The organism is Enterobacter cloacae complex sp. P13B, assembly GCF_014895915.1.
Lineage (GTDB): Bacteria > Pseudomonadota > Gammaproteobacteria > Enterobacterales > Enterobacteriaceae > Enterobacter > Enterobacter bugandensis.
In genome coordinates this window covers 52,279-74,727 of the sequence record NZ_JADBQN010000039.1, presented here as the reverse complement: position 1 = coordinate 74,727, position 22,449 = coordinate 52,279, and the positions used below count along the sequence as shown (strand labels likewise).

Sequence of the window (22,449 nt, the reverse complement as noted above, 5' to 3'; positions counted from 1 at the left end):
TTTCCTCTTATGCGGCCTGACGGGTACGTTGTTTTTCGGCGTGCGCCAGCGCGGCTTCCCGCACCCACGCCCCGTCGTCCCAGGCTTTGCGTTTCGCGGCCAGACGTTCGTGGTTACAGATGCCGCGCCCGTTAATGACCTCGTCAAACTCCTGCCAGTCGATCTCGCCGAAGCGGTAGTGGCCGCTCTCTTCATCGAAACGCAGGTCCGGATCCGGCACCGTCATGCCGAGCATCTCCACCTGCGGCACCGTGTTGTCGACAAAGCGCTGGCGCAGCTCGTCGTTACCGAAACGTTTGATTTTCCAGGCCAGGCTGCGGGCGCTGTTAGGCGAGTTGTCGTCGTTCGGCCCGAACATCATCAGCGCCGGCCACCAGAAGCGGTTGATGGCGTCCTGCAGCATCTGACGCTGGGCCTCACTGCCCTGCGCCAGCGCCATGCAGGCCTCAAAGCCCTGACGCTGGTGGAAGCTCTCTTCTTTACAGATTTTCACCATCGCCCGGGCATACGGGCCGTAGGAGGTACGGCACAGCGCCACCTGGTTCACAATGGCCGCCCCGTCCACCAGCCAGCCGATCACGCCGATATCGGCCCAGCTCAGGGTCGGATAGTTGAAGATGGAGGAGTATTTCATCTTGCCGTCGAGCATCTTCTGGTAGATGTCTTCCCGCGCGCAGCCCAGCGTTTCCGCCGCGCTGTAGAGGTAAAGCCCGTGTCCGGCTTCGTCCTGCACTTTCGCCAGCAGGATCGCTTTTCGGCGCAGCGTCGGCGCGCGGGCTATCCAGTTCCCTTCCGGGAGCATGCCGACAATTTCGGAGTGCGCGTGCTGACCAATCTGGCGGATCAGCGTTTTACGGTAGGCTTCCGGCATCCAGTCCTGAGGCTCAATCGCCGTCTCCTGCGCTATGCGCTGCTCAAACCGTTGTTCTTGCGTCACGTCATCACCTTTATGATTCGTTAGTTTGCAAATTAAAGCGAAATGTTGAATCACTTTGTTTTTTTAAAAGTTACACAAAGGTTAAATATAACCCCAAGAATTGTTTCCCGGTTTTGTGATGCTGCTCGCAAGGCTTTTACGCCAGGCCTTTTGCAAAGCGCCTTTACGCGACGCGATTCGTCCAGCCAGATCACAACGTTAACAATTCATTAAAAACACAGCTTGATTTTTATGATTCGCGATCAAACTATTAATAGTGAAATCACGAAACATTTGGAGATAAGCGATGCAGCAGTTAGCCAGCTTCTTGTCCGGTACCTGGCAGTCTGGCCGGGGCCGCGAACGCGCGATTCATCACGCCATCAGCGGCGAAGCACTCTGGGAAGTGACCAGCGAAGGGCTGGACATGGCGGCCGCCCGTCGCTATGCCATTGAGCATGGGGGCGAGGCATTGCGCGCCATGACCTTTATTGAACGTGCCGCCATGCTGAAAGCGGTGGCGAAACACCTGCTCGGCGAAAAAGAGGCGTTTTATGCCCTGTCCGCCCAGACGGGCGCGACGAAGGCGGACAGCTGGGTCGATATTGAAGGCGGCATCGGCACCCTCTTCACTTACGCCAGCCTGGGCAGCCGCGAGCTGCCGGACGACACGCTGTGGCCGGAAGATGAGCTAATCCCCCTGTCGAAAGAAGGCGGCTTTGCGGCGCGCCACGTTCTGACCTCGAAATCCGGCGTGGCGGTACACATCAACGCCTTCAACTTCCCCTGCTGGGGAATGCTGGAAAAACTCGCGCCGACCTGGCTTGCCGGGATGCCCGCCATCATCAAGCCCGCCACCGCTACCGCGCAGGTGACGCAGGCGATGGTCAAATCCATCGTGGACAGCGGACTGGTGCCGGACGGCGCCATCAGCCTGATTTGCGGCGGCGCGGGCGATCTGCTCGACCAGCTCGACAGCCAGGACGTGGTGACCTTTACCGGCTCCGCCAGCACCGGGCAAAGCCTGCGCGTGCACCCGAATATTGTGGCGAATTCGATTCCGTTCACCATGGAAGCCGACTCCCTGAACTGCTGCGTGTTGGGTGAAGACGTCACGCCGGAGCAGCCGGAATTTGCCCTGTTCATTCGGGAGGTGGTCCGCGAAATGACCGCCAAGGCCGGGCAGAAATGTACCGCCATTCGCCGGATTATCGTCCCGCAAAGCCAGGTTAATGCCGTCAGCCAGGCGCTGATTGCCCGTCTGGAAAAGGTGGTGATGGGCGACCCGGCGCAGGAAGGGGTGAAGATGGGGGCGCTGGTCAACGCTGAACAGCGCGCAGACGTGCAGGAGAAAGTGGATCGGCTGGTCGCCGCAGGCTGCCAGATCCGTCTGGGCGGCAAAGCGGATTTGCAGGCCGCGGGGGCGTTCTTCCCGCCGACCCTGCTGTTCTGCCCGCAGCCGGATGAAACTCCGGCGGTGCACGATACCGAAGCCTTCGGCCCGGTCGCCACGCTGATGCCGTATCGCAGTGCAGAGCACGCCCTGCAGCTTGCCCGCGCGGGCGGCGGCAGCCTGGCGGGGACGCTTGTCACCGCAGACCTGAACATTGCCCGCCAGTTTATTGCCGGCGCGGCGCGCGCCCACGGGCGTATTCAGATCCTTAACGAAGAATCATCAAAAGAGTCTACCGGCCACGGCTCCCCGCTTCCTCAGCTAATGCACGGCGGCCCTGGCCGCGCGGGCGGCGGCGAAGAGCTGGGCGGCCTGCGCGCGGTGAAGCACTACCTGCAGCGCACCGCAATTCAGGGCAGCCCGACGATGCTGGCCGCCATCGGCAAACAGTGGGTGCGTGGCGCAGCGGTGCAGGAAGATCGCGTCCATCCGTTCCGTAAATACTTTGAGGAACTGCAGCCGGGCGACAGCCTGCTGACGCCGCGCCGCACGCTGACGGAGGCGGATATCGTGAACTTTGCCTGCCTGAGCGGGGATCACTTTTATGCACATATGGACAAGGTCGGGGCGGCAGAGTCGATCTTTGGCGAGCGCGTGGTTCACGGCTACTTCCTGATCTCCGCCGCGGCGGGACTGTTCGTTGATGCAGGCGTCGGGCCGGTGATTGCCAACTACGGCATGGAAAACCTGCGCTTTATCGAGCCGGTCAAGCCGGGCGACACCATCCAGGTGCGTCTGACCTGCAAGTGCAAAACGCTGAAGAAACAGCGTACCGCCGAGGAAAAACCGACCGGCGTGGTGGAATGGGCGGTAGAGATTTTCAACCAGCACCAGCAGGCCGTGGCGCTCTACTCCATTCTGACGCTGGTGGCGCGCCAGCGGGGTGATTTCAGCTAACGTTCTCCCTCATCCTGACCCTCTCCCCAACGGGGAGAGGAGATTGCTCTGCACGACCCTGTGATTTATCTCAGCGCCTTTTTTAACCTGGCAAGACCAACAAATAACCTGGCAGATGCAGGCAAACGCTTTTCTCAGGCGCCTGTCAGGATAAGGCTGTCACAACACAATAAACCCTAAAAACACAACAAGATGAGGTCTACGATGGGAAGCAATTCTTCTTTTTCTGCCCGTAGAACGGCACTGGCCATGGCCGTTGCGCTGTGTTGCGCCTGGCAATCCCCTGCATTCGCCCACGGCAGCGAGGCGCATATGGTCCCGATGGACAAAACACTGCAGGATTTTGGCGCGGACGTTCAGTGGGATGATTACGCACAGATGTTCACCATTGCGAAAGACGGCGCCTTCGTGAAGGTCAAACCGGGCGCAAAGACGGCCATCGTCAACGGTCACCCCCTCAAGCTTGAGGTGCCGGTAGTGATGAAGGACAAAAAAGCCTTTATCTCAGAGACCTTCATCAACGATGTTTTCCAGTCTGGTCTTGACCAGACCTTCCAGGTTGAAAAACGTCCTCACCCGCTAAACGCGCTCACGGCGGACGAAATTAAGCAGGCTGTCGAGGTTGTGAAAGCCTCTGCGGATTTTAAACCCAATACCCGCTTTACCCAGATCGCCCTTGCGGAACCAGAGAAAGCCAAAGTGTGGGACTTTGTGCTCAACGGTACGGCAGTGGACGCCCCTCGCCAGGCGAAGATCGTCATGCTCGACGGCAAGCACGTTATCGAAAGCGTAGTGGACCTGAAGGATAAAAAAATCCTGCGCTGGGAGCCGGTGAAGGACGCGCACGGCATGGTGCTGCTGGATGATTTCACCGCGGTTCAGCAGATCATTAACGAGAGCTCGGAGTTTGCCGAGGTGCTTAAAAAACACGGCATCACCGACCCGAAAAAAGTGATCACCACGCCGCTTACCGTCGGCTACTTCGACGGTAAAGACGGCCTGAAGCAGGAAGACCGCCTGCTTAAGGTGGTGAGCTATCTGGACGTCGGCGACGGCAACTACTGGGCGCACCCGATCGAGAACCTCGTGGCCGTGGTCGATCTTGAGCAGAAAAAAATTCAGAAGATTGAAGAAGGTGCCGTTGTGCCGGTTCCGATGACTCCGCGCCCCTATGACGGCCGCGACCGTGTCGAGACGCCGAAAAAGCCGCTCGACATCATTGAGCCGGAAGGCAAGAACTACACCATTACCGGCGACATGGTGCACTGGCAGAACTGGGATTTCCACCTGAGCCTGGATTCCCGCGTCGGCCCGATGATTTCGACTGTCACGTATAACGACAACGGGAAAAAGCGTCAGGTGATGTATCAGGGATCGCTCGGCGGCATGATTGTCCCGTACGGCGATCCGGACGTGGGCTGGTACTTCAAGGCCTATCTCGACTCCGGCGACTACGGCATGGGCACCCTGACCTCGCCGCTGGTGCGCGGTAAAGACGTGCCGTCCAACGCCGTGATGCTCAACGAAACCATCCCGGACTACACCGGCACGCCGATGGAAATCCCGCGCGCGATCGCCATTTTCGAACGCTACGCGGGGCCAGAATATAAACATCAGGAGATGGGCAAGCCGAACGTCAGCGCCGAACGCCGCGAGCTGGTGGTGCGCTGGGTGAGTACCGTGGGCAACTACGATTACATCTTCGACTGGGTGTTCCACGAAAACGGCACCATCGGCATTGATGCCGGTGCAACGGGTATCGAGGCGGTGAAAGGCGTGCAGGCGAAAACCATGCATGATGCCACCGCCAAAGACGACACAAAGTACGGCACGCTGATCGATCATAATATCGTGGGTACCACGCACCAGCACATCTATAACTTCCGTCTTGATATGGACGTGGACGGCATCAACAACAAGCTGGTGGCGATGGACCCGGAAGTGAAGCCGAATACCGCCGGCGGCCCGCGCACCAGCACCATGCAGGTCAATCAGTACGATATTGATACCGAACAGCAGGCGGCACAGAAGTTTGACCCGGGCACCATCCGACTGCTGAGCAACACCAGCAAGGAGAACCGCATGGGCAACCCGGTCTCGTACCAGATTATCCCTTACGCGGGCGGTACCCATCCGGTGGCGACCGGCGCGAAATTTGCCCCGGACGAGTGGATCTACCATCGTCTGAGCTTTATGGATAAACAGCTGTGGGTGACGCGTTACCACCCGGACGAGCTGTATCCGGAAGGGAAATTCCCTAACCGCTCCATCCACGATACGGGTCTGGGCCAGTACAGCAAGGATAACGAGTCGCTGAACAACCAGGATGACGTGGTGTGGATGACCACCGGTACCACCCACGTGGCGCGCGCGGAAGAGTGGCCGATCATGCCGACGGAATGGGTGCATACCCTGCTTAAACCGTGGAACTTCTTCGACGAGACGCCAACGCTCGGGAAGAAAAAAGACGAACAGAAATAAATAACGTACCGGGCACAATGCCCGGTTTTATCCATTTACTTGCTGAATACCTCTCCCCGATTATAGTTACTTCTACTTCATTTTTTTATTTCATTTCGAATCACTTTCAGCCAGGACGCGAATTTTCCACAAGCGACGTAATACATCATTGAGAGGTTTTAGGATGAAATTCAATTTGATCGTCAGGAGTCTTGCTCTTGCTGGACTTGTTATTTCCGTCAGTTCCGCTGCCGCAGAAGCCCCGAAGGACGCCACTGCAGCGACACAGCAAGTCAATAACGCCCTGTTTAATCAGCTTCCCTTCTCCGATAACACCGATTTTACGAATGCCCATAAAGGCTTTATTGCGCCTCTTCCTCAGGACATTATCAAAGGGGAGCAAGGAAATGTTATCTGGAATCCACAACAATATTCATTTATTAAAGAGGGAGATAAAGCTCCTGAGACTGTTAACCCCAGTTTATGGCGTCAATCTCAGCTGATTAATATTAGCGGCCTGTTTGAAGTAACCGACGGCGTTTATCAGATTCGAAATCTCGACCTGTCGAATATGACCATCATCGAAGGGAAAGAAGGTGTTACCGTGGTTGACCCGCTGGTTTCGGCAGAAACGGCGAAAGTCGGGATGGAGCTCTATTTTAAAAATCGCGGCAAAAAACCTGTCGTCGCCATAATTTATACCCACAGCCACGTTGATCACTATGGCGGTGTGCGCGGCGTGGTGGAAGAAGCTGACGTGAAGTCCGGCAAGGTAAAAATCTACGCCCCGGCCGGTTTTATGGAAGCGGCCGTTGCCGAGAACATCATGGCGGGTAACGTGATGAGCCGCCGCGCCAGCTATATGTATGGCAACCTGCTGAAACCCGATGCTAAAGGCCAGGTGGGTGCCGGTCTCGGGACCACCACCTCCGCCGGGACAGTGACGCTGATTGCCCCGACAAACATCATTGAAAAAGACGGCCAGAAAGAGGTCATAGACGGCCTGACCTATGACTTTATGCTCGCACCGGGATCCGAAGCACCGTCAGAAATGCTCTGGTATATCGAAGAGAAAAAACTGATTGAATCCGCTGAGGATGTGACCCACACCCTGCATAACACCTACTCGCTGCGCGGGGCCAAAATCCGCGAGCCGCTACCGTGGTCGAAATACATCAACCAGGCGATTGTACGCTGGGGTGATAAAGCCGAAATCATCATGGCACAGCACCACTGGCCGACCTGGGGCAACGAAAACGTGGTCAACCTGCTGAAAAGTCAGCGTGACCTCTATCGTTACATTAACGACCAGACCCTGCGTATGGCGAATGAAGGGCTAACGCGTGACGAAATCGCTGCTAACTTCAAGCTCCCGGATTCGCTGGCGCATACCTGGGCTAACCGCGGCTATTACGGTTCGGTGAGCCACGACGTGAAAGCCACCTACGTGCTTTACCTGGGCTGGTTTGACGGCAACCCGGCGACGCTTGACGAACTGCCGCCGGAAGAAGCCGCGAAGAAATTCGTGGAGTATATGGGTGGCGCGGATGCCATACTGAGCAAAGCGAAAACCGACTTCGATCAAGGAAACTACCGCTGGGTAGCGCAGGTGGTGAGCAAAGTGGTCTTTGCCGATCCGAACAACCAGGCTGCACGCAACCTGGAAGCGGATGCGCTTGAGCAGCTTGGCTATCAGGCAGAATCCGGCCCGTGGCGTAACTTCTATCTGACCGGAGCGCAGGAGTTGCGTAATGGCGTGGTGAAAGGTCCAACCCCGAATACCGCCAGCCCGGATACCGTACGGGCAATGACCCCGGAGATGTTCTTCGATTATCTTGCCGTACACATCAACGGACAAAAAGCGGGCGATGCCAAATCGGTGTTTAATATTGATCTGGGTAATGATGGCGGGAAATATAAGCTGGAACTGGAAAATGGCGTGCTGAACCATACGGCGAACGCCGAGGCAAAAGATGCTGATGCTACCATCACTCTTAGCCGCGATACGCTGAACAAAATTATCCTCAAAGAGATGACGCTCAAACAGGCGCAAGACAACGGTGATGTGAAAATCGCTGGCGACGGTGCAAAACTCGACACCATGTTCGGTTATATGGATAAATTTGATTTCTGGTTTAACATTGTGACGCCGTAACGATGCATACGTAAGGGCGGCCTGTCCGCCCTTTTCTGCTTAACTTATTCCCTGGACGGGGTAAACAGCGTCAATGGAAAAAAGAAAAAAACCGACACTTGAGCGAGCAACCTGGCCGACGCGCCACGCCATGGTTATGCACGGGCTGGCCATGAACCTGCCCTGGCTGGCTTTCGTCAACATCAGCTTCGCCGTGATGATTCTGCTGCGCCATGTTCTGCTTAACGCCAGCGATCCCCTTTATCCCCACTTGCCGCATATGATGAAAATGGTCGACGCTTCGATGCTCGGCATTATTATCCTCTCGGCTGCACTGATCCTCATGGGCTGGCGGCGCATCGCCGGTATCAGCGTAGTGCTGTGTATCTGTAGTGCTATCTGGTCGATATCGTGCTTCTGGTTCATCACCGATTTACTGCTGCCCCACGTCTGGCCGCTGTGCGTTATTTTATTACTCGCTGGGTTAACGGCCCTCTACTTTTACCCTGTGGGGTTGCTCGCCTTCGTGCTCCCGCTCTGGATAACCCTGCCGATTGCAAGCTGGGCACTGAATGATGGCCTTAATCTTCACTTCGTTATCATCTGGAGCGTCTTTTCGCTGATCCTGATCTGCGGGCGATTCATCCTCTTAAGCTGGTTTGACGAGGCCTGGCGACGTAACCAGCAAAACCAGCTGCTGATCTCACGACTGGATGCGCTGGCGCATCAGGATCCGTTAACCACAACCGCCAACCGCCGGAAGATGGAGGTGGTGCTGGAGAACGCGGTTGAGCAGAAGAAACCGTTCTCGCTGATTATGCTGGATATTGACTATTTCAAACGCTACAACGACACCTACGGTCACCAGGCGGGTGACGAATGTCTGACGCGGGTGGCGCGGGTGCTGAAGCAGTCGGTGCGCACACCTGAGGATGTGGTGTCACGCTACGGTGGCGAAGAGTTTCTGGTGATTCTGTTTAATTGCCCTGAAGCCATCGCGGAAAAGGTCGCCCTGCGTATTAAGGACGGCCTACGCGCGGAGTCCATACCGCACAGCGCGTCATCTGTCAGCGATCGTGTCACCGTGAGCATGGGGATTGCGGGTATGGTCGAGGGGCTTGCGGGTACCGAGATTATTGCCCGCGCCGATGCGGCGCTGTACCGGGCGAAAGAGGCCGGGCGGGATCGGTGGTCGCTTTGAATAACGCCGGGTGGCGGCTACGCCTTACCCGGCTTGTTTTTTAATACCGCACGCAAACCGACTTGGTTTCGCACCAGCCGTCCAGCCAGTCCGGGCCAAAATCACGTCCGGTGCCGGACTGCTTCATGCCACCGAACGGCAGGTTGGCGTCAATCAGCGTGTGGCTGTTCACCCACACGGTACCCGCCTGCAGCCGATCGGTGTACTCCAGCGCCTTGCTGATATTCTGCGTCCAGACGCTGGCCGTCAGGCCATATTCGGTGTCGTTTGCCAGCTGGAGCGCCTCTTCTCCGTCGGATACTCGCACCAGGTTGACCACCGGACCAAACACCTCTTCTATGGTTAACCGCAGCGCGGCATCCGGGTTCACCACCAGTGTAGGCGACACGTAATAGCCTTTGCCCTCCGGGCCGCGATTACCGACGATCAGCTCCGCATTGCGCGACGTCGCCTCGTCGAGGAAGGTCTGCACCTTATCGCAGTGGGCGCGCGACACCAGCGGGTTGATAAACGCCTCCGGCGACATGCCCGGCCCGACGCTCAGGGATTTCACCGCCTGTTCGAACCCGCTCACCAGCGTGTCAAACAGCGGCGCTTCAATGTAGATGCGCGAGCTCGCCGCGCACACCTGCCCCTGGTTCAGGAAGCTGCCGGTCATTAATCCTTCTATCACCCACGCGGGGTCCGCATCCTTGAGTACAATTGCCGGATTTTTCCCGCCCAGCTCAAGGGTCACCCCGGTTAGCGTGTCCGCCGCCGCGCGGGCAATTTGCTTACCCGTTGCCGTTGAGCCGGTAAAGCTCACCTTCGCAATATGCGGGTGCGAGGTCAGCGCTGCGCCACACACCGCGCCGCTGCCGGTTACCACGTTGAACACCCCGTCCGGGATGCCCGCTTCGCTGGCCAGCTCCGCCACGCGCAGCATGGTCAGCGGCGTGGTTTCAGACGGCTTAATGACGATAGAGCAGCCCGCGGCCAGCGCTGGCATCACTTTCCACATCCCGATCATCAGCGGGAAGTTCCAGGGCACAATCCCGGCCACCACGCCAACCGGCTCCTTACGCGTCCACGCCTGGTAGCGCGCCCCCTGCGGCAGCGGGATGGAAAGATCGAGGGTTTTGCCCGCAATTTTGGTGGTCAGCCCGGCGGTATAGCGCATCCAGTTGAGGGTGCAGCCCACTTCAAAAGCCCGGGAGATGTTAATTGATTTGCCCTGCTCCAGCGTTTCAAGCTGGGCCAGCTCCTCGCCGTGCTGTTCGACCAGCTCGGCAAAATGGAGTAGGATCCGCTCGCGCTCCGCCGGTAATTTTCCGGCCCAGCTGCGGGCCACAAAGGCGCGCCAGCCGGACATAACGGCCCGGTCAACGTCATCGACGCTGGCATCGGCGGTCGAGGCAATCACCTCGCCCGTGGCCGGGTTGTAGACGTTCAGCCGCTTTTCACTGTCCGACGCGGCCTGACGCCCTTCAATCCACAGGCCATGCTGTCGGTCTAAAAATTGCTGCACGGCAGGCTGAATAGCCACCAGTGATTCAGACATAGGATACTCCTTCGTTATTCTTCGTAGGGTGTTCATCCAGTCTAAGAGGGGTTTTGCATTCTCGCTTTTGTCTCTGTGACATTCGCTTTGCCACCTGTGACAGGCTCCGCAAATCGCGATAATCGCCGCTTATATCGCTGTTACCGGTGAGTGTTCTTTCCTATAGTCAGCCTCATAGCTCTGACAAAATGCAACACAAATGCAACAATGCGAAAACGTTGACGGTGCAGCGAGAGAAACGATGGCGTGTGCAAGCGAGCAGGAACAGTATCAGCAGTGGCTGGCGCAGATTAACCAGGTTTGCGGGCGTTTTAACGCGCAGCCCACCGAGGGAAAGTTCTACGGCGAGCTGGAGACCAGCTATGCGCGCAGCCTGAAGCTCAGTACCGTCACCGCAGGCGGCGTTAACCTGTTCCGCTCCCGTCATGAGATTAAGCAGAGTAACGATGCCTGGTTCTATACCGTGTTTCAGCTCGAAGGGAGTGCGGAAATTGAGCAGGACGAGCGTCGCGCGGTGCTCAGAACCGGGGATATCACGCTGATTGACGCCTCTCGTCCCTGCTCGATCGACTGGCAGGAAAAGTCCCGCCAGATTTCGCTGCTGGTTCCCCGTCAGATTATCGAGCAGCAGTGCCGCTTTCAGGAGATAAGCTGCGCGCTCGCCCTTTCCCGCACCTTACCCACGGTACAGCTGAGCCATCGCCTGCTGATGGAGAGTATGAACAACCGCGACCTGAGTGACCGGGAGAGTGAAGCGGCGCTTGAGGCGATGGTCTGCCTGCTGCGCCCCGCGTTCCAGCAGCGCGACGTAATTCAGCCGCGCAAGGAGCGCCAGTTTCAGCACGTTGTGGCGCTGATTGATGACCATATTCAGTCTGAATCGCTGCGTCCGGAATGGATTGCCGCCGAGAGCGGAATGTCCGTACGCAGCCTCTACCGCATGTTTGCCGAGAAGGGGCTGGTGGTGGCGCAGTACATTAAAAACCGTCGTCTGGATCTCTGCGCGCAGGAATTGCAGTCAACCGGCGACGATGAAAAGCTGGCGGGCATTGGCTACAGCTGGGGATTCACCGACCATAGCCACTTTTCAACGGCCTTTAAGCAGCGTTTTGGCGTCTCGCCGGGTGAATACCGCAAGCGCTACCGCTAGCTATTTTTTTCAGCCACTTACCGTTAATGCCCTTCACGTACTCGCCCGGCTGCGCGCGGGCCACCAGCTTTTGCCCCGCCATTTTCGCCACTTCATCAACCGGCAAATTATTGCTGTCGGCCAGCTTCTGATAGCTCTCCGTGCGCGCTGCGTTAATGCGATTCACCAGCTCCAGCGTTTCGGCATCCTGTTGGATCGGAGCAAGATAGCCGCTCAGGGTTTCCCCCACGCGCCCCTGCGCGCGGGCATCGTTTAAGGTCAGCGCAGCCGCCTGCACGTTTATACTCAGGGCCAGTAAAATCAACGCTAATCGTTTCATGGCATCCTCAGAACAGATCGCTGCGCGATTTCAGCAGGGCTTCAACGTCTTTATCGACCTTGATGTGGATCTCGTGTTCAATTTTGACATTCATATTGATGGTAATCGGCTCCTTTGGCGCAGCGACTTCAATGCGCGGCGTACAGCCGGTCAGTAGCGCGGCAACGGTGAGCGCACCAGCCATCTTTTTCATTGTTGTTCCTCACTTTCCTTGCCAGTCGAACTGCGGAGACCGGGAATCGCCGCGTGTTGCTCAAACCAGGTTTGCAGGTTGTCGGCAAAACGCAGGCTGCGCCACAGGGTAAAGACATTCTCGTCATGGGTATAGTTCAGATTGACGGAGCTGCTTTTGCCGTCCAAGCGGCTGGTCCCCTTGATGGTCGCCTGCATGGTTAATTCACCCAGGTTATCTAAATTGATTCTCGTCCACGACTGCGAAATTTCCATGTAGCGGAGCCAGTTAATCGCTGCGCCCGCGACCATATTATCCTTCACGATGGCGTCTGCCGTATCTTTGTCGATGCGCAGCGTCATTGGCCCCGGGTTGGTCAGCCAGCCATCTTTAATGATCCATTTTTCATTGTCCAGCCAGAACGGCAGCGCCCCGCTCACCGGGCCCGACAGGGTAAACTGCTTCGGGTTGACGGCGCTGATAAGCTCGCTTGAGGAGATATTGTCCACGCGCAGCAGGGCCGGATCGTGCTGCGGCATCCGCAGCTGCTGCATGGTGATCTTCCCGCCGAGCGTTTCTACCTTAACGTTGGTGAGCAGCAGCGGGTTGTCCTCCGTCCAGGGGTAATTCCCCTGCAGGTCCGCGGTAATGTTGCGCGCGGTCACCAGGTTTTCCACTTCGCCAATGCGCAACGTGACCGGGCCGCGCGTGCCCAGGGACCAGGTGCCCTCGCTGAAGCGGAACGGCAGCACAAAATCGACGCCGTTGATCTGGTTGTCCGGCATCCAGGCGCTGCCGGATTTCAGCACGCCGTGTCCCCCCGCCTCAAAGCCCTGATCGGGGGCCGCCGAGAAGGCAACCTGCGCATAGAGTTCTCCGTCACGCAGCGTCATTTTCCAGTCCGGCGGGACCAGCGGCTGGAAGACGGTGAGCGACTGTTTCGGCCACCAGGCCTGCCCGCGAAGGCGCACGCCATCCCAGCGTCCATTCACCTGTACCGGGCCGATGTTGTCCGCATGGAGGTCGCCCTTAAACTGAAAAACAGTCGGGTCGGTACCGTCGACGCTGAAGGTCAGGACCGAGGGCGGCAATACGCTGCCGCCGGAGAACCGGGTTTGCCCGGCATTCAGCGACAGCGCGCCGCTGAATGCGGGTTTTTCGGCATCGCGCAGCCAGCGTACAGGCCGATCCAGCACCAGACGCGGCTTGCTGACCTCCATGGTGCCGTACTGGAGCTTGTCAAAACCGGTGGAGAGCGCCGTCAGTTCAATAAGGTTGTCGCGCCACTCGCCTTTCCCGGCGACATCCCAGCGGGCATGCATCGGCGTAAAGCCGCCTTTTCCCCAGTAGCGCCACTGCCACAGGCCGTTATCAGGTAAAAAGTCGTTGGCCTGACCGTCCAGGTGGAGTTCAAAACCGCCCATCTCGTTTTCATGGGCACGCAGAATAGCCTGCAGACGCCCGTCCACGCCCTTCTGGGTGAGCTTCACGCCCGCCAGCGGCCAGCGGATTTCATCGATATCGAGTGAGTCAATAATGCGCCCGCGCGAGCGGAGCAGCGCGCCGGGCTCAAAAGCAAGCTGCGGTTCATACAGGCTGCCGGTCAGTGTGGCGGGCAATTTGGCGTAAAGAATGAGATCGTTTTGCTTCGCCTCGCCGCTCAAATGCAGCGGCATGTTGCTGTTTTCCATGCTGAGCCTGCCGGGCCCAATGTTCAGTACCGCGTTACCTTTACCCGCATCGCCTTGCGTCAACACGTTCAGTCGTCCGCTCAGGGTGGCTCTCTCCAGCCCCTGCTGCCAGTTGTCGGCGCGAAGGGACACCCGCCCGCTCAGCGGCATACCCGAAAGATCCCAGTTCCAGCGCCCGTCGCTGATGTTCAGCTGTTCCGCCGTGATCTGCCACGGCAGGTCGAGAAGCGGATCGGGGTTATCCCGCGCCATCACCACCAGCTGTCCCTGATTGTCTTCCCAGTCGAGATCGGCATCGACCAGAGACGTTAACTGTGGCACGTTAAAGGTCGCGACCGCATGGCCTTTCACCGGCACGCCGTCCGGCACCAGCGGCAAAGTGAACTCGCCCACCAGCTTAATCGGCTGCGCCTGGTCAGGGAGCTGAACATCGAACTGGCTGACCGAGAGAGTCTGGCCGCGAAGCGTGCCTTTGATGCTGACCTGTTCGCCTCGGTAAGCGATCTCCTGGCTGGAGGGCGTCAGTGACGCATTGAGCTCGCCCTGCCACTGCTGCCAGGGCGAGAGCGTCAGACGGTGAATGGTGAGCCAGGTATTGGGCAACACAGCCTGCCACTGGGCCAGCGTTTTGGGGGCGACCGTTGAGGGTGCAGACTGGGGAATTTTGCTCAGGCAGACGGTGTTAAGATCCAGCGCGCCGATGTCCAGTTTCCAGCGGCTCGGATGTGACAGCGTCACGTTATCGATGCGGGCAATTTCGCAGTCTTCCACCAGATAGCGAAGATCGGGGATCACCAGCGCGTGGCGAGTCAGTTTTGGGCTTTCTTCGAAAGCAATGCGCGTCCCGACGGGGAGCCAGATCCCGGCGAGCGTCGGCACCCACTGGGCGAGCGTCATCAGCAGCGTCAGCGGCACCAAAATCAACAGCAGTAAAACCGCAATGGCGGCTTTGTATTTACCCTTCATGGGCAGTTAATGTCCTGATTTTTCGAAAGAATTAAGCCGGCAATGCCGAATATTGTCGCATGTTTGGCGGTTGAGTTGAAGTTAACCACAAGATAAAGGATAGATGCTGTAAAGAGTATGAGAAAACTTTTTGCTATGCGTAACCTAAAGAACACATTTTAGATTCAGTGGGTTACGCATTATCTCAGACATAAAAACGGGAAAACACTGCGTAACTAATACCTGTTCCTGGGCATTGCCAATAGGTAGAGCATGGCGAATATCAACGACCCCCAATACACTGAATCGTACCGCCATGGATCAAAATCGATATGTAAAAAACCGCGAACAAACTCATAGCCGTTGGCAAAAACATTAATCTGGATGGCTGCAATCGCTATCACAAACAGCGTATAGGCAATGAACAATGGATATTTACGGAGCCTATTGACCTTGAGTTTTCCAATCAACAGTAAGAAGAAAACCGCAATAGATGCTATAAAATAGTACAAAACAGGCAACATCGGCGCAGATAAGGATAACTCCACTTGTTGCGACATGCATCATTCTCCCTCTTTTCAGAAACTCACCCGGTTCCTAATATCGTCCCATCACATCCGGAAGGATTGCAGTTTTCATACCCTATTGCCATTCTTTCAAGTAATACCGATATGCGTTTTTCGCACCCGTTACCCACTCCGTTTTGCCCAACCTGATTTGAACCGAGTCGCGCCGAAGATTTCTCGTACTAAGAATATCATGGAGTTAGGGTGTATATATGCTCTAGAATAATTGATAGAACTTATTGAATTCAATAATATTTTAGAAATTGTAAGATAATTTTAATCATGCTAACGTGAATGCAAAATCACTGGAGAAAGTCTTATGAAACTCGCGGTATATAGCACAAAGCAGTACGACAAAAAGTATCTGCAACATGTTAACGAAGCTTACGGGTTTGAGCTTGAATTTTTCGACTTTCTGCTGTCCGAAAAAACCGCCAAAACGGCGCACGGCTGTGAAGGCGTCTGCATTTTTGTTAACGATGACGGCAGTCGTCCGGTGCTGGAAGAGTTGAAAAAGCAGGGAGTGAAGTATATCGCCCTGCGCTGCGCCGGCTTCAACAACGTGGATCTCGACGCGGCAAAAGAGCTGGGTCTGAAGGTGGTTCGCGTCCCGGCGTACTCCCCGGAAGCGGTAGCAGAACATGCGATTGGCATGATGATGTCGCTCAACCGTCGAATTCACCGCGCTTATCAGCGTACGCGTGACGCCAACTTCTCGCTGGAAGGGCTGACCGGCTTTACCATGTACGGCAAAACCGCGGGCGTGATCGGCACCGGTAAAATTGGCGTAGCTACCCTGCGCATTCTGAAAGGCTTCGGCATGCGTCTGCTGGCATTCGATCCGTACCCGAGCGCCGCAGCGCTGGATCTGGGCGTGGAGTACGTCGACCTGCCGACGCTGTTCTCGCAGTCCGACGTGATCTCCCTTCACTGCCCGCTGACGCCGGAAAACTACCACCTGCTTAACCAGGCGGCGTTTGACCAGATGAAAGACGGCGTGATGATCATCAACACCAGCCGCGGCGGTTTGGTTGACTCTCAGGCTGCTATCGAAGCGCTGAAAACCCAGAAAATTGGCGCGCTGGGGATGGACGTGTATGAGAACGAGCGCGATCTGTTCTTTGAAGACAAGTCCAACGATGTGATCCAGGACGACGTGTTCCGCCGTCTGTCTGCTTGCCATAACGTCCTGTTTACCGGCCACCAGGCGTTTCTGACTGCCGAAGCGCTGATCAGCATTTCAGAAACCACTCTGGGGAATCTTCAGCAGTTAGAAAAGGGTGAACCGTGCCCTAACGAACTGGCTTAAATGCTACGCCGGGTGGGGCTAAGCTTCATCCGGCGCGTTTGTTTCCCAGCTTCGGTGAGCAACGCGCCACCAGAGCAGGACGGCGGCCAGCGCAATCGCGCTCAGGACACTGAATGCCGTCGCAAACGAGTAACGACCGGCGATCGTCCCGGTTAACGCCGGGCTCATGGCTGCCCCCACTCCCTGCATCAGCATCACCACACTCTGCCCGGCATTTACGTGCCCGCTTCCGCGCAGCAGCACCACAATAAACGACGGTACGACGACACCCAGGATCCCGGCGGCGAGACCGTCGAGAATTTGTACCGGGATCATCATTAACGGCGCGTCGGTCGATGCCGCCAGCGCCGCGCGCACCGGCATAACCAGCAGTGCCAGCATAATCAAGCGCCAGTAGCCGTAGCGTTCTATTCGGCCTGCAACCCAGATGGCAACGGGGATCATCACCGCCTGCGAGATGATGACGGTGCCTGCCGCGTACAGGCCAGGGTTGATCGAGGCGGGTGCCGCGGCCACCCTCATGCTCAGCATCGGCAGCAGTGCGGCATTCGCCAGGTGGAACAGCAGCAGCGTCAGCCCGGTCACAAACAGCGCCCGGTTTTTAATCAGCACCGCGAAGCCGGGGACAGGAACGCTACCTGAGGATGAAAGCCCTCGCGCCGCATCGTTATCAATGTCCCCGTTGCGGATGGCAAGCAGCGCGCAGAGCGTCAGCAGCGTCGTGCAGGTCATCAGCAGGAAAATCCCCCCGACGCCCCAGTACCAGGCAATACCGCCTGCTATCACTGCGGTGACAAAATTGCCGCCGTGATTAAACGCCTCATTTTTGCCCATCTGCGCGCTGAACCCGCGCTGGCCGGTCAGGCCCAGCGTAATCCCGCCGATGAGCGGCCCGACAAACGCCGCGCAGATGCCGGTGACCATTTGTGAGACGGCAACAACGCTGGTCTGCTGGCTAAACCAGAGCAGCAGCGTGCTGAGAGTGATCAAAGTGCAGAGCAGCGCCAGTACGGCGCGTTTGTTCCGCGAAGTGTCAGTAATTACCCCCGCCGGGAGCGTAGCCAGCAATCCCGCCAGCCCACCGGCAGTCATCAGGATGCCAATATCATCGGGGCTCCAGTGGCGTTCTGTCAGAAAGATACCGAGAAAAGGACCAAGGCCATCACGGACATCCGCAATGAAAAAACTTGTCAGGCATAACGCCCGCAGCGAACGAAGAGACATACTTCCTGCCTGTAAATTATCCGGCTCGCGTTTCGCGATGACCCGCGTCCAGACGATCGTACAATAAAATTAAAAATGTAGCGTAGCGCTGCTTATTGAAAATCAGATGACGGCCCAAAAGACCGGATTAACCGGGGAGGCTACTCGTCACACCAGCCTCCAACGAGCTGTAGCAAAATGTGAATAGCCGCCGGGAACATCAACAGGAAGAGTAAAACTGTCACCACAGCAATCGCCATCAGAAACTCCTTTTAAATTTTCGTTTTACGAAATCGTAGTCAGTATTTTTAAATTGTCACTGACGCTCGGCTATTTTCTTCATTATTCACGGGGACGCCCCTTTTTATTAGCGTCCCCGTTGCTGGTTTGATTAAAATTCGCGTTTAAAACGCCGGAGCTTTACCTTTTGATTATGCTTTTGCTGCTCAAATAGCAAAGTTTTCCGTCATCTGCTTCAGTGCCCTGGACTGCTCGGTCAGCGCCTGCGATGCCGCTGCGGACTGCTCAACGAGCGCCGCATTACCCTGCGTCACGCCATCCATCTGGGTGACAGCAGCGCTGATTTGCATGATGCCCTGCATTTGCTCAACCGAGGCCATTGAAAGACTGTCCATAGTTTCAGCAAGCGTAGCCACGTTGCTCGCAGCCCGCAAAATCGTCTCTGCCGTTCTGGATGCCACCGACACACCGTTATCGACATCCTCAACGGCATGCTCAATCAGCGCCCCAATTTCTTTGGACGCCGTTGCGCTGCGCTGAGCGAGATTTCTGACTTCCGTCGCCACCACGGCGAAGCCACGACCATGCTCACCGGCACGTGCCGCCTCGACCGCCGCATTCAGCGCCAGAATATTAGTCTGGAAAGCAATCCCTTCTATAACGCTGGTGATTTCCTTTATCTTCAGGGCGTTAGCCGAGATATTCTGCATCGTTTCGCTCATTTCGCCCACGGCAGACTCACCTTCACGTGCCAGTGCTTCCGTCTTTCTTGCTGACGTTGCCGTATGCTCCGCGACCTCGGTATTGTTCCGAACGGTCATCGTCAGCTGTTCCATGCTGGCGGCAGTCTGCTGCAACGCCGCCGCCTGCTCCTCGGTACGAGACGATAACTCCATATTGCCCTGCTCGATCTCACCGGCAGCCAGATCCACCGACGTCGCGGCCTCTTTGATTTCGGTGACAAGGGTTTTCAACTGGGTCTGCATGTTGTCCAGAGCCGCAAGCAGCGTGCCGGTTTCATCCATCCGGGTAATACGTATGGTTGAGGTGAGATCGCCGGCGGCAATGGTGTTCGCCGTATTCACGGCCTGCTTTAGCGGTCGGAGAATACTGCGCGACAGCAAAATGCCCGTCAGCAGCGCGGTGACAACCGCCGCAATCATTCCCAGGATTATCATCATGCGCGTACGGAAGCGTTCTTCAGCCAGTCGGGTTTGACGTTCAGCCATAATGCGGTATTCGTCGTTCAGCGCTTGCTGAATAACGCCCCGCATGGCGTCCATTTGCTCTTTTCCGGTATTACGCTCCAGGCTACTGATGAACGCATCCATCTCTTCGCCCCCGCGGGATACACTCTCTCTTCGCTGGATTAACGGCAGCGCAAATGATCTTTTCCATTCTTCTTCAAGCCTGGAGAGGGTGGTTAATTTTTGCTGCTGCGACGGGTTATCACGCGTAAGCCCTGCAATTTCGTCAACTTTGCTTTTAAACCTCTCATCCCCCTGCGTGAAGGGTTGAAGAACGTCCTGATTGCCGGTGAGCGCAAAACCGCGAATGCCGGTTTCCATGTTGATCAGGTTTTCGGTTACGGAGCGAAGGTTATCGACCACTTTATAGCTATGAACGTTGAGCTTGCTGACGGCAGTCACTCTGTCAAAGCTCAAATAGAGCAGCCCGCAGACGACTGACATTAAAACCACAATTGCGCCAAATGCTATGGTAAGCCGGGTGCCGATGTTGAGATTTTTAAACATGACTCTTCCTTAATAATTAGCATAGGTTCATCTTCTGGAGATGAATTTTAATAACGGCTTATTTTTTGTGGTTAATGGAAATGGGTTTCCACCACGACCACACCCATGCTAATCGGCAGAGAAAATTAATACTTTAGGCTGAGGTAAAAATATAATAATCATCTTTTTGCGATGATTCTTATATGCAATAAACGGCCATGTACCAGTCAGCATAAATAATTAAATAAACTTGCGAGCATTATAAAATTGAGATTGGTAAAGGCGCCTAAATTTAAGCACATTTAATATAAATATATTTCAAAATATTAAAAAATGTAAATTTTAGTTCTTTTTTTGACCATTTCCGGGCTTTCAGACCTATAAAAAAACCGGGCGCGGGGCCCGGTTATCTTCTTAGCTAAAAGTGGCTTTATGCGCTCAACCCGCGATTCTCCAGCATCGGTTCAATCTTCGGATCGTGTCCGCGCCAGTTTCGATAAAGTTCGGCTAAGTCAGCGCTGTTGCCGCGAGACAAAATCGCCTCACGGAATTTCTGTCCGTTTTCACGCGTCAATCCACCCTGTTCCACGAACCACTGATAGCCATCGTCCGCCAGCATTTGCGTCCACAGGTAGGCGTAATATCCCGCAGCGTAGCCGCCGCCGAAGATATGGGCAAAGTAGCTGCTGCGATAGCGCGGCGGTACAGCGGGCAGATCCAGCCCCTCTTTTTTCAACGCCGCGGCTTCGAATTCTTCAACGCTCGACACGGCCTCGCTGATGCCGTGCCAGTTCATGTCCAGCAGCGCCGCACTCAGCAGCTCCGTCATGTCATAGCCCTTGTTGAAATGGGTCGCGTTGAGCATGCTTTCCCGCAGCGCGTCCGGCATGGGGTCACCGGTTTCGTAATGACGGGCATAGTGGCTAAACACCTGAGGATGGCTGGCCCAGTGCTCATTAATTTGCGACGGGAATTCAACGAAATCACGCGGCGTATTGGTACCGGACAGCGTGGCGAAGCGCTGGCTGGCAAACAGACCGTGCAGGGTATGGCCAAACTCGTGGAACAGGGTTATCACGTCATCCCAGGAGAGAAGCGCGACGCCGCCGTTACCCGGCTTTTGGTAGTTGCAGACGTTGTAGATCACCGGGCGGGCAGCAAGCTCGTAGGATTGCTCGATGAAATTGCCCATCCAGGCCCCGCCCTGCTTGGAATCGCGGGCAAAGAAGTCGCCGTAAAACAGCGCCATGCCCTCACCGGTATGGTCAAAAATTTCCCATACGCGGACGTCAGGGTGATAAACCGGAATGTCGAAACGCTCCACAAAACGAATGCCAAACAGCTGGCTGGCCGCCCAGAATACACCGTCCTGTAAAACGGTATTGAGCGCAAAATAGGGTCGAATTTGCGATTCATCGAGGGCATATTTCGCCTGACGCACGCGCTCGGCATAAAAGGCCCAGTCCCAGGCCTGCACGGTGAAGCCACCCTGCTCGTCATCAATGACCTTCTGAATATCGGCCTGCTCGCGTTCCGCGCGGGCACGCGCGGCGGGCACAATCCCGCGCATAAATTCCAGCGCGGCGGCCGGGGTTTTCGCCATCTGGTCGGCGATGCTCCAGCTGGCGTAATCCTCAAAGCCGAGCAGACGGGCCTGGCGCGCCCGCAGCGCCGTAAGGCGCAGGATCAGCGTGCGGGTGTCGTTTTCATCCCCTTTCTGGGTGCGCGTCCAGCCGGCGTTGAACAGGTTTTCGCGCGTCTGCCGATTGCGCAGCGCGGCTAGCGCAGGCTGCTGTGTCGTATTCAGGAGCGGGATCAGCCAGCGGTCGTTAAGCCCTTTTTCCGCGGCGGCCTGCGCCGCGGCGGCAATCTCTTCGGCGCTAAGGCCTTCAAGCTGGTGCGCGTAATCAACCACCAGCCCGCCCGCGTTGTTAGCGGCCAGCAGGCGCTGGTTAAACTGGCTGGTCAGGGACGCGGCCTCGGTATTCAGCGCCTTCAGCTCGGCTTTTTCCGCTTCATTCAGGCGCGCGCCGGCCAGAATAAAGCGCTGGTACGTCTCCTCGACCAGCCGACGGGATTCGGCATCCAGCGCGGCGCGGTCCTGCCAGACGCTCTCGACGCGGGCGAAAAGAGTGTCGTTCAGCCAGATGTCGTTCGCCAGCGCGGCAAGTTCGGTGGAGAGCTGCTCCTCCAGTTCCTGCAGGTACGCATTGGTGTGCGCGGAGGTCATGGCGAAGAAAATGCTGCTGACGCGCGCGAGCATGACGCCGCTTTTCTCCAGCGCCAGCACGGTGTTAGTGAAGTCTGGCGCAGCGGTGTGAGAGACTATCGCCTCTATGTCCGCCCGCTTCTGACGAAGCGCTTCATCGAAGGCCGGACGATAATGCTCGTCTTTGATGGTATCAAAATGGGGAGCCTGGTAAGGCAGCAGGCTAATGTCAAAAAAGGGGTTGGTGGCCGTCATCTTTCACTCCTCCGAACGAATATCTTCCCAGAGTAGGCCAGGCCGCCATCGCCTGC

Annotated in this window: 15 protein-coding genes; 6 read left to right on the top strand and 9 right to left on the bottom strand. The window is 56.6% G+C overall.

Going from position 1 to position 22,449, the window contains the following annotated elements:
• Positions 1–7 precede the first annotated feature (7 nt).
• The gene (gene paaA / locus IM273_RS16705; RefSeq protein ID WP_028013027.1) at positions 8–937 is read right to left on the bottom strand and encodes a 1,2-phenylacetyl-CoA epoxidase subunit PaaA; all 930 of its coding nucleotides are present in this window, start codon (positions 935–937) and stop codon (positions 8–10) included.
• 286 nt (positions 938–1,223) lie between these two features.
• Between paaA and paaZ the strand changes: the two genes are divergently transcribed.
• The 4 genes from paaZ to IM273_RS16685 all read left to right on the top strand — a co-directional run bounded on the left by paaZ (position 1,224) and on the right by IM273_RS16685 (position 9,061).
• A complete protein-coding gene (gene paaZ / locus IM273_RS16700) occupies positions 1,224–3,266 on the top strand; it encodes a phenylacetic acid degradation bifunctional protein PaaZ (RefSeq protein WP_193050073.1) in 2,043 nt (680 codons plus the stop codon).
• Positions 3,267–3,470: 204 nt separating this feature from the next.
• Positions 3,471–5,747, top strand: coding sequence for a primary-amine oxidase (tynA, locus tag IM273_RS16695; RefSeq protein ID WP_193050074.1), 2,277 nt, complete (start codon positions 3,471–3,473; stop codon positions 5,745–5,747).
• Between the two features lie 163 nt (positions 5,748–5,910).
• Positions 5,911–7,881, top strand: a complete 1,971-nt coding sequence (locus IM273_RS16690) for an alkyl/aryl-sulfatase (RefSeq protein WP_193050075.1) — start codon at positions 5,911–5,913, stop codon at positions 7,879–7,881.
• Between the two features lie 73 nt (positions 7,882–7,954).
• On the top strand, positions 7,955–9,061 hold the full coding sequence (locus tag IM273_RS16685) for a GGDEF domain-containing protein (protein WP_193050076.1): 1,107 nt from the start codon (positions 7,955–7,957) through the stop codon (positions 9,059–9,061).
• A gap of 40 nt (positions 9,062–9,101) precedes the next feature.
• On the opposite strand, the gene IM273_RS16680 is transcribed toward IM273_RS16685, so the two are convergent.
• A complete protein-coding gene (locus IM273_RS16680; RefSeq protein ID WP_193050077.1) occupies positions 9,102–10,601 on the bottom strand; it encodes an aldehyde dehydrogenase family protein in 1,500 nt (499 codons plus the stop codon).
• A 241-nt stretch (positions 10,602–10,842) separates the two neighbouring features.
• Between IM273_RS16680 and feaR the strand changes: the two genes are divergently transcribed.
• Positions 10,843–11,751, top strand: a complete 909-nt coding sequence (gene feaR / locus IM273_RS16675) for a transcriptional regulator FeaR (protein WP_193050175.1) — start codon at positions 10,843–10,845, stop codon at positions 11,749–11,751.
• Here feaR and IM273_RS16670 read toward each other — a convergent pair.
• The 4 genes from IM273_RS16670 to IM273_RS16655 all read right to left on the bottom strand — a co-directional run bounded on the left by IM273_RS16670 (position 11,699) and on the right by IM273_RS16655 (position 15,438).
• Positions 11,699–12,070, bottom strand: a complete 372-nt coding sequence (locus tag IM273_RS16670; RefSeq protein WP_193050078.1) for a YdbL family protein — start codon at positions 12,068–12,070, stop codon at positions 11,699–11,701. The two genes, feaR and IM273_RS16670, sit on opposite strands and share 53 nt — an antisense overlap.
• A 7-nt stretch (positions 12,071–12,077) precedes the next feature.
• Positions 12,078–12,263 carry a YnbE family lipoprotein gene (locus tag IM273_RS16665; RefSeq protein ID WP_028013019.1) on the bottom strand — a complete coding sequence of 62 codons (186 nt, stop codon included), beginning with the start codon at positions 12,261–12,263 and terminating at the stop codon, positions 12,078–12,080.
• Positions 12,260–14,899, bottom strand: coding sequence for a YdbH family protein (locus IM273_RS16660; RefSeq protein ID WP_193050080.1), 2,640 nt, complete (start codon positions 14,897–14,899; stop codon positions 12,260–12,262). Before IM273_RS16660 ends, IM273_RS16665 begins: the two co-directional genes overlap by 4 nt.
• Before the next feature lie 215 nt (positions 14,900–15,114).
• Positions 15,115–15,438 carry a hypothetical protein gene (locus tag IM273_RS16655; protein ID WP_047365301.1) on the bottom strand — a complete coding sequence of 108 codons (324 nt, stop codon included), beginning with the start codon at positions 15,436–15,438 and terminating at the stop codon, positions 15,115–15,117.
• A 325-nt stretch (positions 15,439–15,763) separates the two neighbouring features.
• Between IM273_RS16655 and IM273_RS16650 the strand changes: the two genes are divergently transcribed.
• The gene (locus IM273_RS16650) at positions 15,764–16,753 is read left to right on the top strand and encodes a 2-hydroxyacid dehydrogenase (protein WP_024909491.1); all 990 of its coding nucleotides are present in this window, start codon (positions 15,764–15,766) and stop codon (positions 16,751–16,753) included.
• An 18-nt stretch (positions 16,754–16,771) separates the two neighbouring features.
• On the opposite strand, the gene IM273_RS16645 is transcribed toward IM273_RS16650, so the two are convergent.
• The 3 genes from IM273_RS16645 to dcp all read right to left on the bottom strand — a co-directional run bounded on the left by IM273_RS16645 (position 16,772) and on the right by dcp (position 22,393).
• The gene (locus tag IM273_RS16645; RefSeq protein WP_193050082.1) at positions 16,772–17,977 is read right to left on the bottom strand and encodes an MFS transporter; all 1,206 of its coding nucleotides are present in this window, start codon (positions 17,975–17,977) and stop codon (positions 16,772–16,774) included.
• A gap of 425 nt (positions 17,978–18,402) precedes the next feature.
• Positions 18,403–19,950: a methyl-accepting chemotaxis protein gene (locus tag IM273_RS16640; RefSeq protein ID WP_063942539.1), complete on the bottom strand. Its 1,548-nt coding sequence runs from the start codon at positions 19,948–19,950 to the stop codon at positions 18,403–18,405.
• A 409-nt stretch (positions 19,951–20,359) separates the two neighbouring features.
• Positions 20,360–22,393 (bottom strand): peptidyl-dipeptidase Dcp, encoded by a 2,034-nt coding sequence (dcp, locus tag IM273_RS16635; RefSeq protein ID WP_193050084.1) that lies wholly within the window; start codon positions 22,391–22,393, stop codon positions 20,360–20,362.
• Positions 22,394–22,449 lie beyond the last annotated feature (56 nt).